The sequence below is a fragment of the Sphingomonas sp. Leaf343 genome (genome assembly GCF_001423765.1).
GTDB lineage: Bacteria > Pseudomonadota > Alphaproteobacteria > Sphingomonadales > Sphingomonadaceae > Sphingomonas.
In genome coordinates this window covers 141,568-155,766 of record NZ_LMPG01000013.1, presented here as the reverse complement: position 1 = coordinate 155,766, position 14,199 = coordinate 141,568, and the positions used below count along the sequence as shown (strand labels likewise).

At 69.3% G+C, this 14,199-nt stretch carries 13 protein-coding genes; 3 read left to right on the top strand and 10 right to left on the bottom strand.

Annotated features, from left to right (window positions below):
* Nucleotides 1-24 precede the first annotated feature (24 nt).
* The 8 genes from ASG07_RS11865 to ASG07_RS11830 all read right to left on the bottom strand — a co-directional run bounded on the left by ASG07_RS11865 (nucleotide 25) and on the right by ASG07_RS11830 (nucleotide 9,910).
* The gene (locus tag ASG07_RS11865; protein ID WP_055846560.1) at nucleotides 25-660 is read right to left on the bottom strand and encodes a PilZ domain-containing protein; all 636 of its coding nucleotides are present in this window, start codon (nucleotides 658-660) and stop codon (nucleotides 25-27) included.
* Nucleotides 654-890 (bottom strand): hypothetical protein, encoded by a 237-nt coding sequence (locus ASG07_RS17270; protein ID WP_055846557.1) that lies wholly within the window; start codon nucleotides 888-890, stop codon nucleotides 654-656. The genes ASG07_RS11865 and ASG07_RS17270 overlap by 7 nt, the downstream gene beginning before the upstream one ends.
* Nucleotides 890-1,420, bottom strand: a complete 531-nt coding sequence (locus ASG07_RS11855; RefSeq protein ID WP_055846553.1) for a hypothetical protein — start codon at nucleotides 1,418-1,420, stop codon at nucleotides 890-892. Before ASG07_RS11855 ends, ASG07_RS17270 begins: the two co-directional genes overlap by 1 nt.
* Nucleotides 1,417-6,393, bottom strand: coding sequence for a DUF11 domain-containing protein (locus ASG07_RS11850; protein WP_082474764.1), 4,977 nt, complete (start codon nucleotides 6,391-6,393; stop codon nucleotides 1,417-1,419). Before ASG07_RS11850 ends, ASG07_RS11855 begins: the two co-directional genes overlap by 4 nt.
* Before the next feature lie 120 nt (nucleotides 6,394-6,513).
* Entirely contained in the window at nucleotides 6,514-7,623 is a 1,110-nt protein-coding gene (locus tag ASG07_RS11845; protein ID WP_236694661.1) for a hypothetical protein, read from the bottom strand.
* A gap of 41 nt (nucleotides 7,624-7,664) precedes the next feature.
* Entirely contained in the window at nucleotides 7,665-8,156 is a 492-nt protein-coding gene (locus tag ASG07_RS11840) for a hypothetical protein (protein ID WP_236694660.1), read from the bottom strand.
* 11 nt (nucleotides 8,157-8,167) lie between these two features.
* Nucleotides 8,168-9,133 carry a hypothetical protein gene (locus tag ASG07_RS11835; protein ID WP_055846546.1) on the bottom strand — a complete coding sequence of 322 codons (966 nt, stop codon included), beginning with the start codon at nucleotides 9,131-9,133 and terminating at the stop codon, nucleotides 8,168-8,170.
* 342 nt (nucleotides 9,134-9,475) lie between these two features.
* Nucleotides 9,476-9,910: a DUF1810 domain-containing protein gene (locus ASG07_RS11830; RefSeq protein ID WP_055846543.1), complete on the bottom strand. Its 435-nt coding sequence runs from the start codon at nucleotides 9,908-9,910 to the stop codon at nucleotides 9,476-9,478.
* 98 nt (nucleotides 9,911-10,008) lie between these two features.
* On the opposite strand from ASG07_RS11830, the gene ASG07_RS11825 reads away from it, so the two are divergent.
* Together ASG07_RS11825 and ASG07_RS11820 are read left to right on the top strand one after the other, a co-directional pair.
* The gene (locus ASG07_RS11825; RefSeq protein WP_055846539.1) at nucleotides 10,009-10,530 is read left to right on the top strand and encodes a hypothetical protein; all 522 of its coding nucleotides are present in this window, start codon (nucleotides 10,009-10,011) and stop codon (nucleotides 10,528-10,530) included.
* Between the two features lie 10 nt (nucleotides 10,531-10,540).
* A complete protein-coding gene (locus tag ASG07_RS11820) occupies nucleotides 10,541-11,161 on the top strand; it encodes a YbhB/YbcL family Raf kinase inhibitor-like protein (RefSeq protein ID WP_055846536.1) in 621 nt (206 codons plus the stop codon).
* A gap of 422 nt (nucleotides 11,162-11,583) precedes the next feature.
* On the opposite strand, the gene ASG07_RS11815 is transcribed toward ASG07_RS11820, so the two are convergent.
* Both ASG07_RS11815 and ASG07_RS11810 read right to left on the bottom strand, forming a co-directional pair.
* The gene (locus tag ASG07_RS11815; protein WP_055846533.1) at nucleotides 11,584-12,621 is read right to left on the bottom strand and encodes a GGDEF domain-containing protein; all 1,038 of its coding nucleotides are present in this window, start codon (nucleotides 12,619-12,621) and stop codon (nucleotides 11,584-11,586) included.
* A 138-nt stretch (nucleotides 12,622-12,759) separates the two neighbouring features.
* Nucleotides 12,760-13,287 carry a peroxiredoxin gene (locus ASG07_RS11810; protein WP_055846530.1) on the bottom strand — a complete coding sequence of 176 codons (528 nt, stop codon included), beginning with the start codon at nucleotides 13,285-13,287 and terminating at the stop codon, nucleotides 12,760-12,762.
* 69 nt (nucleotides 13,288-13,356) lie between these two features.
* Here ASG07_RS11810 and ASG07_RS11805 point away from each other — a divergent pair, with 69 nt between their 5' ends.
* Entirely contained in the window at nucleotides 13,357-14,163 is an 807-nt protein-coding gene (locus tag ASG07_RS11805) for an inositol monophosphatase family protein (protein ID WP_055846525.1), read from the top strand.
* Nucleotides 14,164-14,199 lie beyond the last annotated feature (36 nt).

Here is a 14,199-nt window from a genome sequence, read left to right as displayed (position 1 = left end):
GACGGGGATCACCCTATCAGGGGATCATCCCGCCAGAATATGCGCCAGCGCATCCAGCGACAACGGCGTGACGAAGCGGAACCCGCACCGGATGCCCGCTTCACCCGCCGCGTCGCTCGGCCGGACCCAGCAGATCCGCCCGTACAGCGACGATCCCGTGTCCGGCAGCAGCAATTGTCCCGTATCGCCGACGCGTATCGGCCACGGCGTCGCGATCTTCGCGCCGCCCGCCGACACGTCGATCGTCCGTGCCGCCAGCGGTTTGTCGCCGAACCGCAGCAGCGCGGGCCGCACGAGCGCGAACCGCGGCGCGCGCACGATCAGCCCGTCCTCGCCGACCGGCTGGAACACCCGCTCCACGATCTGCGGCGTCGCGAATTCCAGCCCCGCCTTGCGATTGCGGACCCAGCGCACGGTCGCCTCCACCGGGTCCAGCCCCCGGATCGTCACCGTCATGCGATCCCCCACCACCGGCGGCACCGCGAACCGCGCCATCATCCCGCCCGCCGAGATGTCGTGGACCAGGCATGCGACCTCCGTTCCAGCGCCGGACGCCCGCCCGATCAGCAGGACCGCACGGTGCCGCTTGCCGCCGCGCCGCCGGTCCGCCGCCACCACGCCCCCGACGTCCACATCCTGCGGATCCTGTTCGGTCAGCAAAACCGTAACTCCCCCTTCGTCCCGCGCGGTCCGGTCTGCGCCCGCAATTGTCGCGACCGGAAGCGGACCCGCTGCCAGAACGTCGCATCGTCCAGCAGCCAGTTCGCCACCGCCTCCGCGATCAGCGCCCCGATCACCGCGTCCGCCGCGGCCCGGTCCTGCGTCGCGAAGAACCTCGCGGGTGCGGTGATGTCGACGCCGTGATCCCGACAATTTCTGGGGGCGATCATCAGTTGAGCCGCATGCGGAAGCGGAGGCGAAAGGTACCGCCGGTGGTGTGATTGCCTGTCATCTTCATCCTGATCTGTTTCACCTTCGCATCGCACCCGTTCGCGTCGGGGGCGGGGACGTAGTTCCAGCTCGTGCCGTCGTAGAATTCGATGCCGTCGGTCAGCGTCGCGAGCGAGGTGTAGGGCAGGGTCAGCCCGCTCGCGATCAACGCCCCGGCGGCCAGCCCGTCCGCCAGTTCGACCGGCGCGGCGGCACCGGGATAATTGTTGACCACCAGACACATGTTCGCCGGGATCACGTCGGTGAACTGTTCGCCCGTCACCGTCAGCCCGTTGTTGCCCGACGTCAGGATCCCCGCCGGATTGGTGACGAGGATGCTGTAATCCACCAGCGCCCCCGGCAGCGCCCTTGGGATAGCCGAGTTCATCCGGTCGTCCGCCACGACGCTGGATTTGACGATCGTGAGCGGAGCCGCCGCCGTCACGATCGGGAGCAGCATCGCCGCGACGAGGACCCGCATCCGGTTCATGGCCGCTGTCCGAACAGCCGACCCGCCACCGACTTCAGCGACCATTGGTCGAACTTCACGCGCATCGTCACGTACGGCCCCTTTCGCGTGTACCGGTCGGCGGAGAAATCGCGGTCGCGATAGCCGCCGATATTGTAGCCGGCGCTGACCCACACATTGCCGCCGGGGGTGACGCCGGCCGAAGGGCCGCCGCTCCACGACCACACGCCGCGATCCCAGGCGTGGCTGACCGAGCCCTGCACCCCGATATCGAACCTTTTGGCGAGATCGTGGCGCAGTTCGAAGCCCGCGACGTCGATGAAGCCGTCGTACACGTCGTCGGCGAACCGGCCGCGGACGTACTTCGCGCCGTAGTAGAGCGTGGCTTCCGTCCCGTGCGACAGCCCCTCCGGCCCGGTGCGATAGTTCAGCGCCAGATTGTTGACGACCCGGTCGGTGACCTGATCCCCGCCACGATAGGAGGGCACGCCGAGCGCGTTGGCGGCGGAGAAGCCGCTGTCCGCCCGCTCGTGCCGCAGTTCCAGCCGCTCCAGCACCGACCAGCGGCTGTCGAGCGGGCGCAGCGCCAGCGCCACGTCGGCCGATGCTGTCGCCGCGATCCGCCCCGCCTCGTCGCGCACACGGTACGCGCGGACCGACGACGCCAGCGTCTGTCCCTCGCCCAGTGCGCGCAGCAGGTTGCTGGTGAAGCCCAGCCGCTGCTCGGTATCGGCGTCGCGATATTCGGCGCGGCCGTTCCAAGACCAGCGCGGCCCGCGATAGGTCGCGCCCAGCGTCAGCGCGGCATAGTCGCCATTGGTCTGCGTCTGCGACAGGAAGCCGCCCGACGCCGCCGGCTGGAACGCGTTGACCGCGGCGAGGGGAGAGATGTTGCCCTTCACGGTGTTCGCCGCATCCACGGTCGCGTCGATCGTCCAGCGCGTGCCGATCGGCACCGACTGGCTGAGACCATATTGGGCGAAGGTGCGGCTGCCGTTCTCGCCCGCCGCCTGCTGGTTCAGCGTGCTCGACAGCTTCGCGCCGCTCCACGGCGTCAGGTCGAACCCGGCCTGCGCGGTGTGCGCGACGAAATCCCGGCCCGAGGCGATCTCGTACCCGCCGATCAGGCGGATGCCGGGCGTGATGCGATAGCCGGCGGTAACGCGCGTGCGCTCCGGGAAATCGGTGCTCGCCTTGTCGCCGCCCGGCGCGATCTGGGTTTCCGCGCCCAGCGTGAGCTTGTCGCCGAACAGCGCCTGCGTGCCGCCGAGCGTCAGCAGACGGCTGTCGCGGTCGCGCCCGTCGAGGCCGCGGTCGGACGCGATCTGCGTGCCGGCATACAGCGTGCCGGTGTTGCGGCGATATTCGACGCGCGCGTCGGCGGCGATCCGCTCGCCCGGACCGACCAGTTGCGTCTGGTACCACGCGGTGCCGGTGACCGACAGGCGATCGCTCAGCTTCAGGCGACCGTCGACGCCCAGCTTGCGCGTGCCCGCCTCGACCAGATTCTGCTGGCCGACGCCGAACATCGCGTCCTGCTGCCGCGCATAGGCGAGTACGTCGATGCCGCCGGTGTGCGTATCCGCCTCGACCAGATAGGCGGTGCCGGCGCCGATGCCGCCGCGTCCCCCTGCGGCCAGTTCGGCGCGCAGTTCGGTGACCCCCAGCTTCGCCTTCAGGTCGGCGCCGACGACGGTCGACTTCGCGACCGTCTCGTCGCGGATCATGCTGGTGCCGATCTCGACCCGGCCGACACGGGCGGCGACGCGGGCGGCGGCGGCGAGCTTGCTCGTCCGGCCACCCTCGACCTCGTAATCGGCGACGATGAACACCGGATTCTGGTTGCCGTCGCGGCTCAGGATCGGGCTGCGGAAGCGGACGGTGCCGGCCGACGTGTCGATGTCGTAGTCGATGTGACGCGTCAGCTGGCGCGTATCGAGGATCAGTTCCGACCGGAACCGGTCGCGCGTCTCGATGCGCAGCTTGTCGCTGTTCGGCACGATACGGCGCGTCGACAGGCGGTACGGGCCGGACAGGCCGTTGCCCTGGATCTCGTCGCGCGCATACAGCGTATCGGTTTTGGCCGCGAAGCCGGTCGCGCGGATCGTGGGGCCCTCGTAGGCGGCCTTCACGCCGTTCAGCGTGCGGCTGTAGCGGGTCAGCTGCGTATCGGTGAAGCCGGTCTCGAAATCGCCGAACAGCGCGTACAGCTCGCGCCGCTCCAGGCGCAGGTACAGCTTGCGGCGGGTCGGCGCGTCGTAACCCTGCACGGTGCCGTCGCCATAGACGGTGTAGTAGCGATCGGGATCGATCACGCCGAGCAGGCCGCGCTGCGGATCGTAGGCGCGGTCGCTGTCATACGCCATCGTCAGCAGCCACTGACCCTTGATCCGCCCCTTGGCATAGACGGCGAGCTGGCCGTCAGTGATGAGCTTGTTGCGCTCCGAGCGGGGCAGGGCCGTCGACCGGCTCTTCAGCGTGTCGTACCCGATCGTGCCCGCGCCGAAGCCGACCACCGACCATTGCTTGGCGGCACCCGACAGCCAGGCGCGGATCTCGCTCGACCGGACGGTCTTCTCTTCGGTCAGCAGCACGGTCGCGTGGACCGCACCCGCCTGCGTCGTCGGTTCCAGCGCGATGAAGGCATAGCCGTCGTCGCCGACGACATTGACCAGCGTCTCGGTCTTCTCGCGCCCGGCGAGCTGGCGGCGCTGCTCCAGCGCGGCCTCGACCGCGGCGCGGTAGGGCTGGTCGAGGCGGAAGGGCACCGGCGTGCCGGCGCGCACCGGGCGATTGTCCTTGTCGACGACGCGCACCGCGATCAGCGGGCGGGTCAGGCCGTCCGCGATCAGCCGGCTCTTGGCGGCATCGAACGTCGCGCGGACGCCGGCGCCGGCATAATGCACGGTGCGCTCCAGCGTGGTCACCGTCTTGCCGTCGGCATCCAGCACGCGGGCGGTCAGCAGGTTGTCGCCCGCGTGCAGCGACACACCGGTCCATTTGGACACCGCGACGCCGCCATCGGGGGCCGTGTCGGAGCCGTCATAGGCCAGCGCCTCTACGGCCATGCCGTCGACGCTCAGCGCGATGCGCTCGGACGGGGCATGCTTGATGACGACGCGCAGGGCGGGGTCGCGCGGATTGTGGTCGGCGGCGGGGAACAGCCAGCCGGTGCCCGGCGTCTGCCCGCTGAGCCAGTCGCGGTTGCCGGCGGCGGCGGCATCGTCGTCGACCGCGACCGGCAGCGCATCGGTGGCGGCGGCGGTGCGGCCGGTCGGCTCCAGCTGGAAATCGACGCGCTTCAGCGTGCCACCCACGCCCTCGACGAAACGCGAGATGGCGGAACCGGCGGCGCGCGTGTCGGCGTCGCAGGCGACGGCGCGGTGCGTCGCGGGCAGGCTGTTCTCGTCCAGCTGCACGACGTGGCGGCCCGCGCGCAGGCCCTCGACATGGTACAGACCGTCCTTGTCCGTGACGGTGAAGGTGCCATCCTCCATCATCAGGCGGATTCCGGGCACGCCCTTGCGCTTATCGACCGGATCGCCGCACGCACCCTCGGTGACGCGACCGATCAGCGTCATCGCGTCGCTGAACAGCAGCGCGCGCAGGCGGACGGAGGCGGCGGCTTCGTTGCTGGTCACGCCGCTGCCGGCGACGCGGGCGCGGTTCAGCGCCTCGCCGACCGGCGCACCGGGGGCGATCGACACGACGTAGTTCACGTCCACGCTGCCGCCGACGCCGACGTCGGGGACCGTGAAGGACAGCGTGCGGCCGTCGCTGGCGACGTCCGGCTCCGCCGCGCCGCGCGTCGATCCCCGCTCGTAGCGCAGGCCGGTCGGCAGCGTGTCGGTGATCTTCAGCGCGCGGGCGGGCGCATCGCCGCGGTTCGACAGTTGCAGGCGGTACTGGACGAAATCACCCGGCGACGCGTCGCGCACCGACGCCGTCTTGGTCAGCAACAGGCTGTTCGATCCGGGCCGGTCGAGCGGAATGTCGGTCAGGAACGGATCGGGCGTCTCCAGCACGAAGGGCAGGCCGAACGACGCGTCGTTGATGACGTATGCGCCGTTGCTGCCGGTCAGTTTCGCCAGTTCCCCGCGCGGGACGACGGAGGGGGCGGTATAGTCGCCCGGCGGCTGGATCCGGATCGTATAGGTTCCGGGCAGGGTCAGCGGGAACCAGTATCGCCCCTTGTCGGCAACGTAGACGCGACCGCTGGCGTCGGTCACCTCCTGCCCGCTGACGACGGTGGACGGATAGCGGCTGATGCCGTCGACGCCGAAGACGGTGGCGGGGGCGCCATTCGCATCGACCAGGCTGACGATCGCGCCGTCGACCAGCGTGCCGTCGCGCGAATCGAAGACGTAACCCGCGGGATCGATCAGCAGCGAGTTGTCGGACGAGAAACTGAAATTATCCTCGGAATAGCTGAAGCTCAGCCGCTCTCCGCGTTTCAGGATCGCTTCGCACGGCTTCAGCTCGGCCTGCGTACCGACCTGCGGAACGCCGCCGGCGAAGACACCGCTATCCGGCGCTGTCTCCATGATCGGAATCTCGCCGTTGTAGCTCGGCGTCGAGATGTCGATGTTGGCGGTGTCGCGGATCGCGGGGTCGCGGTTCGCGCCGGGGGCGTCCAGCACGAAGATCATCGGGTGCGACAGATCGAACGCGGCCAGCGGCGGGGCGGACGCCAGTGTGGCCGCGTCGATCGGGGCGGGGGTATATTGCGGGGACGGCGTCAGGTCGCATCGCGCACCGGTCAACTGGTAACCGGGCGGCGGCAGGCGAAAGCTGATGCGGGTCGGGCGCTTGGCATGCGAAAAGGGCAGCGTGACGGTGTTCGAGCGGACCGATGCGGTTTCGCCGGTCGCGGTGCGGAACGACAGCGTCGCGGTGTTCTCCACCCTCGTCGTCTGCGCAACCGCCGCCATCCCCGCCGACAGTGCGGCGAGGGGGAGCATGATCGGCAGGACGAGGCGGTGGAAGGGGGGCATGGAATCCTTGGCAGAAGGTCGGCGGGGGAAGTATTCGGCGCGCGCGGGCGGAGGGGAGGGATCGCCCGCGCGCACCGGGACCCGAGGAGGGGAGGGAGCCTCGGGTAGGGGGTGAAGGGGCTAGTTGATCGTCACGCGGAAGGCGGCGCTGACGGACGCGCCGCCGCCGACGGTCGGCACGATCGCCGTCACCGTCTTCGTCTGCGTGTCGAAACTGCCCTTGTAGGTGGTGCCGTCGTTGTCGTCGTTGGCGTCGTCGTCCTGCGCCTCGGCGATCAGGACGCAGGTGCCGCCGGGCGTACCGATCTTCAGCGTGCCGGGGACGTACGTCGTGTTGGTCGGGATGACGTCGGTCAGCGTCACCGCGTTGGCGCCGGTGCCCAGCGTCGCGTTGCGGATGGCGAGGCAGTATTCGACCGTCGCGCCCGGCAGCGCCTTCGGGTTCAGCGTGCTGACGCCGTCCGAAATGACGGTGGACGACTTGGTGACGCTGAGCGCGACGTCGTGGATGCCCACGACATAGGCCAGATACGCGCGGCCCTGGCCGTTGCGGAGGAGATCGGCTCCGACGCCGTCGCTGTCGTCGTCGGCGAACACGACGTCGACATCGTCCTTGCCGTTGAGCGGCGACGCCACGAGCGCGGCGCCCTTCGTGCCGGCCTGTCCGCCCGCGGCGACGGTCGCCTGCAGGTTGACGATCGCGAGTTGCGCCGAGCTGGCGGGCACGTCGCCGACCAGGAACACCGTCGCCGACGCGTCGGGGGCCAGTTCGTCGATGAAGGCCGCCGTGTCGACGCCCGGATCATATTTGTTGTTGCCGTTCGAATCGACATACGCCTTCAGGTTCTGCATGTCGAAATTGTCGGTGCCCAGACCCAGGCCCAGCGACAGGTTCTGGTCGCCGTCGAGCAGGATGTCCTGCGTCGCGTTGGTCTTGTTGGTGACGCGGAACGTGGTCACCGCGCCGATCTCGCCCTGGTTCACCTGCGTGTCGGCCTGTTGCAGGGCGACGACGGTCAGGTTGACCTTGCGATCGACGACGAAGGTCGCGGGGTTGGACGCGGTCGTCTGCGCCTGACCGTTGACCGAATAGGTCGCATTGGCGGTGTTGGTGACGAGCACGCCCGCGGCGGTGCCGTTGGGGGTGGTCTGCGCTCCTGCCTGCGACGCCGCGACGCCGGAAACGGCCGCGGTGCCGGTCAGCAGCAGGCGCATGGTACGCGTGAACATGGTGCCTCCTGTCGTTCGGGTATGGGTGGTGGTGGGACGGGTCATCGGACGATCGCCTGGAAGGCGAGTTCGCCGCCGGTGCCCGCGGTCACCGGCGAATCGAGACGCCAGCGGACGTGCGTGACGTCGTCGGCGGTGGCAGGGCGCAGGCCGCCGGTGGCGGCGGCCACGCGCAGCGACGCGAGCGGCCCGAAATTCCGGCCGTCGACCGACACTTCCGGCGTCGCGCCGGCACCGCGCGGCCCGCGATAGGCGAGGCCGGTTGGCACCGGATTGGCGAGTACCAGTCCGGAGATCGGTGCGGTCCCGCGATTGCGATAGGCGAGCTGCACGACGACGCGGTCGCCCGGGCCGACATTGTTCGGCGCGGCGAGCTTCATCGTCACGCTGCCGTCCGACGCCGCCACCCGCGTCTCCGCGAGCATCGTCGTCGTCAGGGCGAGCGGGGAGGCAGCGGCGGCAGCGGCGGCGGCGGCGGCAGCGGGCTGGGGACTCGCTGCCGCCGCGACCGCGGCGAACAGGAACGGGATCATCGCATTTTCCTTCACTGGAGACGGACCTTGAAGCGGACGGTATGGGCGGTGGCGGCCCCGCCGGACCGGTCGGGCAGCCGGATCGACACGGCGCGGCCGTCGAAGCCGCCGGCGTCGCCGTCCGCGGCATCGCTGAGCACGGCGTCGTCGAGGGTCATGGAGCCGGGCAGGTAGACCGCGTCGGCCGGGACGGGATCGTCGATGGTCGCCGCCGACAGCGCGGCGTCGGCGGGGATGCGGGCGACCAGCGTGTAGGTAACGACCGCGCCGGCGCCGGCGGTCGCCCCGGCGGGGAGGGGGGAGCCGTCGGCGGCGGCGACCGCCTGCGACTTGACGAGGGTCGGGGTGGTCGAGGCGGTGGCGACGAACGGGATCGCCGCGCTGGCGATCGCCCCCGTCTCGCCGACGATGGCGTCGCTGCCGTCGTCGCCCAGTCCGGGCAGTTCCTGTTCCGGCTGGCCGTGGCCGGTCGCCGCCTCCGCCGTGACGGTCAGGCTGCCGTCGGCCGCGACGGTGCCGGCGGCGGGGGCCAGCACCGCGACCAGCGGCAGCGTCTCGCCGGGGGCGAGGACGGGGGTGGCGCCGGTCAGCACGGTATCCCGGTCGGCGTCGAACCGGCCGTCGCCATCGATGTCGATGGCGACGGTCTGCACCGTCGTCGCCGGCGTGGAGGTGCCGGCGGTGACGATGAAGGCTTCCTGGCCGGTCCCCTGATTGGTCAGCTGGACGGGCACCGACACCGGCGCGGTATCGATCGTGACCATGCCGCCATCATGCGCCAGCCCGATGTCCAGCCGCTCCGCCACGACGATCGTGACGGTGTTCGAGGATTGCGACCGGACCGTGCCGTCGACATCGTAACGCAGTTGCGCCGTGTTGGTGATCGCGGTGCCGGCGCGGGTATCGGCGGCGATCGCGGGCGCAGCGGATACCCACGCCAGGACAGCCGCGGGAAGGGCCGCGGAAAGCCCCCCCATCCGCCGTCGCAACGCTGTACCCGAACAAGACAATTTTCGCTCCCACTGGTTTCGCGGGAACAAAATCGCTCGATTTAGATTAAGCAGGTTCTACCAAATCACATTGGCGATCAATGGCTTGGCAACATGTTTTTGCCGGCGGCAACAGGTCTGGTAAATGCGTCGGTAACCATCGCATCCCGCACGCCGCGGTCGTGCAATCCGGCTTGAGCCTGTGAAATCCCACCAAAGCGGACGGATCACGCCCGGAATGGCCCTTTCACCCCGTTTCGGCGTGAAATTTCCTGTCGATGCAACCGCTTCCCGGCAGGCTCGTTCTGTCGATACACCACGCATGTTCGTTTATGCGTGGTGACCATATTCCTGTTTCAGGCGATCCAGCGTCGCCAGGTCGGGTTTGCCGTCGAAAAACCGGTCCAGACCCTGTCTGAAGCCGGCCTTTGCCGAATCACCTGCGACCGCTTCGAACAACGTGAGCGACGATCGCAGCTTCATCGCGTCGACGTCTCCGAAGATCGCCCTGGCCGAACCGGGTGCGGATATCGCCGTTTGCGTCGCCTCGATCAGGCGCGATCCCAGCAGTGGATGGGCCAGATAGGCGCGGGCTTCCGCCGCGGAAGCGATGGCATAATGCCGGGCGGTCTCGCTGCGGCCCAGCCCGGCGATCTGGGGAAAGATCCACCACATCCAGTGGCTGCGCTTCCGACCCGCGGTCAGCTCGGCCAGCGCGATCGGCCAGGTGTCGGCCTGCGCGTCGGTAAAGCGGGACAGGTCCATGCCGATGCGTCCTCTTCGCCGCCCGCGCTCCTGCAACCGCCGGGGATGCGGCGCGTTCCCCGCTCCTGAACTGATATCGACGGGAGGAGCAGACGCCGATGGCGCGCCGCACGATCATGGCCATGGCAGCCCTTTCCACCGCGATGATCGTCGTCGCGTGCGGACAGCGCGATCCCGACGGCAACACGCTGGCCCCCAGCGGCTTCGTTCCGCCCGCGACACAGGCGCCCACCCCGCTCGCCGGACAGGAGCAGACGACGCCGCTGGCCAGCTATGTCGGGCATCACCCCAATGACGCGGTCGACGGCGTGACGTTCTTCGACCGCAGCGAGGTCGCCAACACGCTGATCGAGCTGGTCCCCGACGAGCGCTCCCGTCATCTGATCGCGGGGCGGGAGGCCACGACCACGCCGATCTTCCGCCGTGGCGCACTGGTCGCCGCGCATGGTTGCGAGGCAGCCAATTGCGGCGACCGCAACTGGACGGTGATGATCGCGGCCGACGCGAACGCCGACAAGGCGATCGTCTGCTATCACGACGCCGCGACGATGGGCGATGCCAGTCGCTGGACGACCCGCGCCCGTGCCGAACGCCGCGCCGGTGCATGCCCCTCCGCCTGAAGGACCCGATATGCTCGAACATGTTCCACATTGGCTGGGAAGCGCGTTGAAAGGCTTGCGCGCCGGCACCGACAAGCTGGCAGTCGCGCAGGAGGGACTGGGACCGTTCGAAACGCTGACTCTGTCCAGCCCCGCCTTCGCGGACGGCGCGCGCCTGCCGGAGCGGTTCACGGCGGATGGCGCGGGCGTCTCGCCACCGCTGGTATGGCGCGATCCGCCGCCGGGCACGGCGCAGCTGGCGTTATTGGTGGAGGATGCCGATTCGCCGACGCCGCAGCCGCTGGTGCATGCGGTGATCTGGGGGCTGGAGCCGGTAGCGGGGCAGCTTGCCGAGGGCGCGATCGTCGCGGACGGCGACGGCGATGCGGCGGGCCGCGATGTCGGCCGCAACTCCTATTATCGGGAAGGATGGCTGCCGCCCGATCCGCCGACCGGCCACGGCGAACATCGCTACGCGTTCCAGCTGTTCGCGCTGTCGGAGGGTGTTGGCGATCCGGGCGATTCACCCGGTCGTACCGCGCTGCTGGCGGCGATGCGGGGCAGGGTGCTGGCGGCGGGGGTCCTGATCGGGACCTATTCGCGGGCCGAGGAGGCTCCGGTCGGCCCGGTGGGCGCGGCAGCGGCGGCCTGATCGGCGCGCCGCCCGCAGCGGCATCAGATCAGCGTCGCGTGCGCCGATCCGAACATCAGCATCACCGTAGAGGCGAAGCCGATCAGGCCGAGGAGGATGCTCTGTTTCATGTCCGTTGCTTCCGGTGGGATCGTTCAGGCGATCGGAACGATGGGGACGGCGGCGCTGACGGCGATCGCGGCGAAGCTCAGGGCGGCGACGAAGCAAGCGACGAAACGCTGGGCGGACTGGAAATTGATGGTCATGGTGGTTCTCCCTTTTGGCGGAACCGACCGTTCGGCTCCGATGCCAGCAGCTTTGCAGACACCGTGCCAATTTTTTAAGTATCTGAAATAGCTTGATTATCTTGAATGTCGAATGGGCGTTTGGCGTAGTTCGCCATTTCGCCCGGCATTCCTCACCAGCAAATGGCGGCGGTCACCTCACGCGGCGCAGACCTTGTCGCGGCCCGTATCCTTGGCGGTGTACAGCAGCCGGTCCGCGCGCTCGAACGCGGTATCGGCCTTCTCGCCGGGGCGGATCGCGGTGACGCCGGCGGAGATCGTGACGATGCCGAGCGGCTTGCCCGTATCGCGATCCCGGAACCGGCGCGACGCCACGTCGGCGCGTGCCGCGTCGAGCAGGGTCGCCGCCCCCGCCAGATCGGTTCCCGCCAGCAGGATTGCGAATTCCTCGCCGCCGTGGCGCGATACGACATGGCCGTCGCACGCCGCCGCCAGCGCCTCGCCGATCGCGCAGAGCACGCGGTCGCCGACCGGATGTCCGAAATCGTCGTTGACGCGCTTGAACCGGTCGATATCGCACAGCGCCAGACAGTGCGGGCCGCTGCCCTCCACCCGCTCCGCAAAGGCATCGGCAAAGCCCAGCCGGTTGCACAGGCCGGTCAGCGGGTCGCGCCGTGCATCGTCGCGCGCCTGCTTCAGCTTGGCACGAAGCGTGTCCGCCTCCTCCGTCGCCTGCGCCAGCTTCGTTTCCGATTCGCGAATGCGGCGGATCATCGCGGTGGCGATGCGCGTCACCTCGCCGCTGTGCTGCATACGCGGGGAGCGTTCGATGGCGGCCGCGCTGGCGGCGAGATCGCGACCGAAGTCGCGGGTCTCGACGTGCATCGCCCTGGTCATCGCGGCGAAAACGTCGACCTGCGCCTGCGTCTGCGCCACCAGCGCCTCGGCCTGACGATCCAGCGCGACATCGCCCTCCGCCCACCGGGCGGGCGGCGAACCGCCCGCGACGACGCTGCCGCCCAGCTGCTCGATCTGCTCGCGCGTGAGCCGATAGCCGCCGTCCGTCAGCAAGGCGATCTCCGCGGCCAGATCCCCCCCGGGCTCCGACAGGGCGGCATAGGCGAATGTATAATGCGCAGGATCAGGGCTCAGACGGTGCGCGGCAAGAAATGCCCCGATCCGATCGTAGAGATCGTCGCCCTGATCCTGTCGCCGCGCAACGCCGGCGTGTCCCATTCCCACCCTCCGCTGGTCCCTCGATTGGAACGTCTACGGCGGAAGCGTTATCATCAGGTAATCATGTCGGGGCCGCAACGGTAACGATTTGATCTGTGTTGCATTGCCCCAAGCGCTTGGGGGAACGGCGGGAAAGGATCAGGAACGGAGCTTCTGGACCGCCGCCAGCGTCTCCTCGACATGGCCGCTGGCGTCCATATTGTCGTGGACGAAGGCGATTCGGCCGTTGCGGCCGATGACGTAGCTGGTGCGCTTCGTAATATCGCGACCCGCCATCTGCTTGCCCAGCGACACGTCGTAACCGGCGACGACCTTCGGTCCGGCGCTGGCGACCGCGAATTTGCCGGCGCATTTCTCGGACGAGAAGCGCTGGAGCGTCGGCACGTCGTCGGCCGACATACCGATGACCGTCGCGCCGGCCTTGCGGAACGCGGGCATCGCCTCCGCGAACGCATGCGCCTCCGCGTTGCAGCCGCCGGTGAACGCCGCCGGGAAGAAGTACAGCACGACGGGACCCTTCTTCAGCAGGTCGGCGAGGTGGACGTTGACCACCTTGCCCGCGACCGCGCCGCGCGTCGTGAAGTCGGGTGCCTGCGCACCGGGAGCCAGCGCCGCACAGGCAGGGGCGGCGATCGCAACGGCGGCAATGATCGGCAGCAGGCGCATGGAAAATCCTCTCGGGTGTTATCGGACAAGGCTGTAGCGCGGGCGCGTGCGTCGCGATAGGCCGGTGTCATGCCAGTCCGCCCCGCCGATATCGACCTCGCCCACCGCCTCGCCGACGCCGCGGGCGCGGTGATCCGCCCCTATTTCCGCAAGCCCCACGGGCTGGAGACGAAGGCGGACCACAGTCCCGTAACGCTCGCCGACAAGGAAGCCGAAGCCGCGATGCGCCGCCTGCTCGACGCCGAATGCGCGGGCGATGGCGTCCACGGCGAGGAATACGGGATCAAGCCGGGCGTGACGAACCGGCAATGGGTGCTCGACCCGATCGACGGCACGCGCAGCTTCACCGCCGGCCGTGCGATCTTCGGCACGCTGATCGCGCTGCTGGAGGATGGCTGGCCGGTGTTGGGGATCATCGATCAGCCGGTGCAGCGCGAACGCTGGGTCGGCGTCGCGGGCCGCCCGACGACCTTCAACGGCGTGCCCGTACGCACCCGCGCTTGTCCCGCGCTGGAGGGGGCGGTGGTCGCCACCACCAGCCCGCATCTGTTCGCGGAGGGCGACGTGCCGCACTACATGGCGCTCGTCGCGGCGGCGTCGGGCGGGCATGTGCGGCAGGGGCCGGTCTATGGCGGCGACTGCTATAACTACGGCCTGCTCGCGTCGGGGCACCTCGACATCGTCTGCGAATCGGGGCTGCAACTCTACGACTTCGCCGCGCTCGCGCCGATCGTGGAGGGGGCCGGAGGACGCCTGTGCGACTGGAACGGCGACCCGCTGACCGCATCGAGCGAGGGCCATGTGCTGGCGATCGGCGATCCCGCGCGGGCCGAAGAGGTGCTGGAGGCACTCAGGGCGACACCGCACGAGCATTGAGGCACCCGTCATTGCCGCAATGATGGGATATTGGGC

What these genes read in the sequence shown, in the direction of transcription:
- ASG07_RS17270 (WP_055846557.1), bottom strand. Translation starts at nt 890, where the DNA reads ATGATCGCCCCCAGAAATTGTCGGGATCACGGCGTCGACATCACCGCA.
- ASG07_RS11855 (WP_055846553.1), bottom strand. Translation starts at nt 1,420, where the DNA reads ATGAACCGGATGCGGGTCCTCGTCGCGGCGATGCTGCTCCCGATCGTG.
- ASG07_RS11850 (WP_082474764.1), bottom strand. Translation starts at nt 6,393, where the DNA reads ATGCCCCCCTTCCACCGCCTCGTCCTGCCGATCATGCTCCCCCTCGCC.
- ASG07_RS11845 (WP_236694661.1), bottom strand. Translation starts at nt 7,623, where the DNA reads ATGTTCACGCGTACCATGCGCCTGCTGCTGACCGGCACCGCGGCCGTT.
- ASG07_RS11840 (WP_236694660.1), bottom strand. Translation starts at nt 8,156, where the DNA reads ATGATCCCGTTCCTGTTCGCCGCGGTCGCGGCGGCAGCGAGTCCCCAG.
- ASG07_RS11835 (WP_055846546.1), bottom strand. Translation starts at nt 9,133, where the DNA reads ATGGGGGGGCTTTCCGCGGCCCTTCCCGCGGCTGTCCTGGCGTGGGTA.
- ASG07_RS11830 (WP_055846543.1), bottom strand. Translation starts at nt 9,910, where the DNA reads ATGGACCTGTCCCGCTTTACCGACGCGCAGGCCGACACCTGGCCGATC.
- ASG07_RS11825 (WP_055846539.1), top strand. Translation starts at nt 10,009, where the DNA reads ATGGCGCGCCGCACGATCATGGCCATGGCAGCCCTTTCCACCGCGATG.
- ASG07_RS11820 (WP_055846536.1), top strand. Translation starts at nt 10,541, where the DNA reads ATGCTCGAACATGTTCCACATTGGCTGGGAAGCGCGTTGAAAGGCTTG.
- ASG07_RS11815 (WP_055846533.1), bottom strand. Translation starts at nt 12,621, where the DNA reads ATGGGACACGCCGGCGTTGCGCGGCGACAGGATCAGGGCGACGATCTC.
- ASG07_RS11810 (WP_055846530.1), bottom strand. Translation starts at nt 13,287, where the DNA reads ATGCGCCTGCTGCCGATCATTGCCGCCGTTGCGATCGCCGCCCCTGCC.
- ASG07_RS11805 (WP_055846525.1), top strand. Translation starts at nt 13,357, where the DNA reads ATGCCAGTCCGCCCCGCCGATATCGACCTCGCCCACCGCCTCGCCGAC.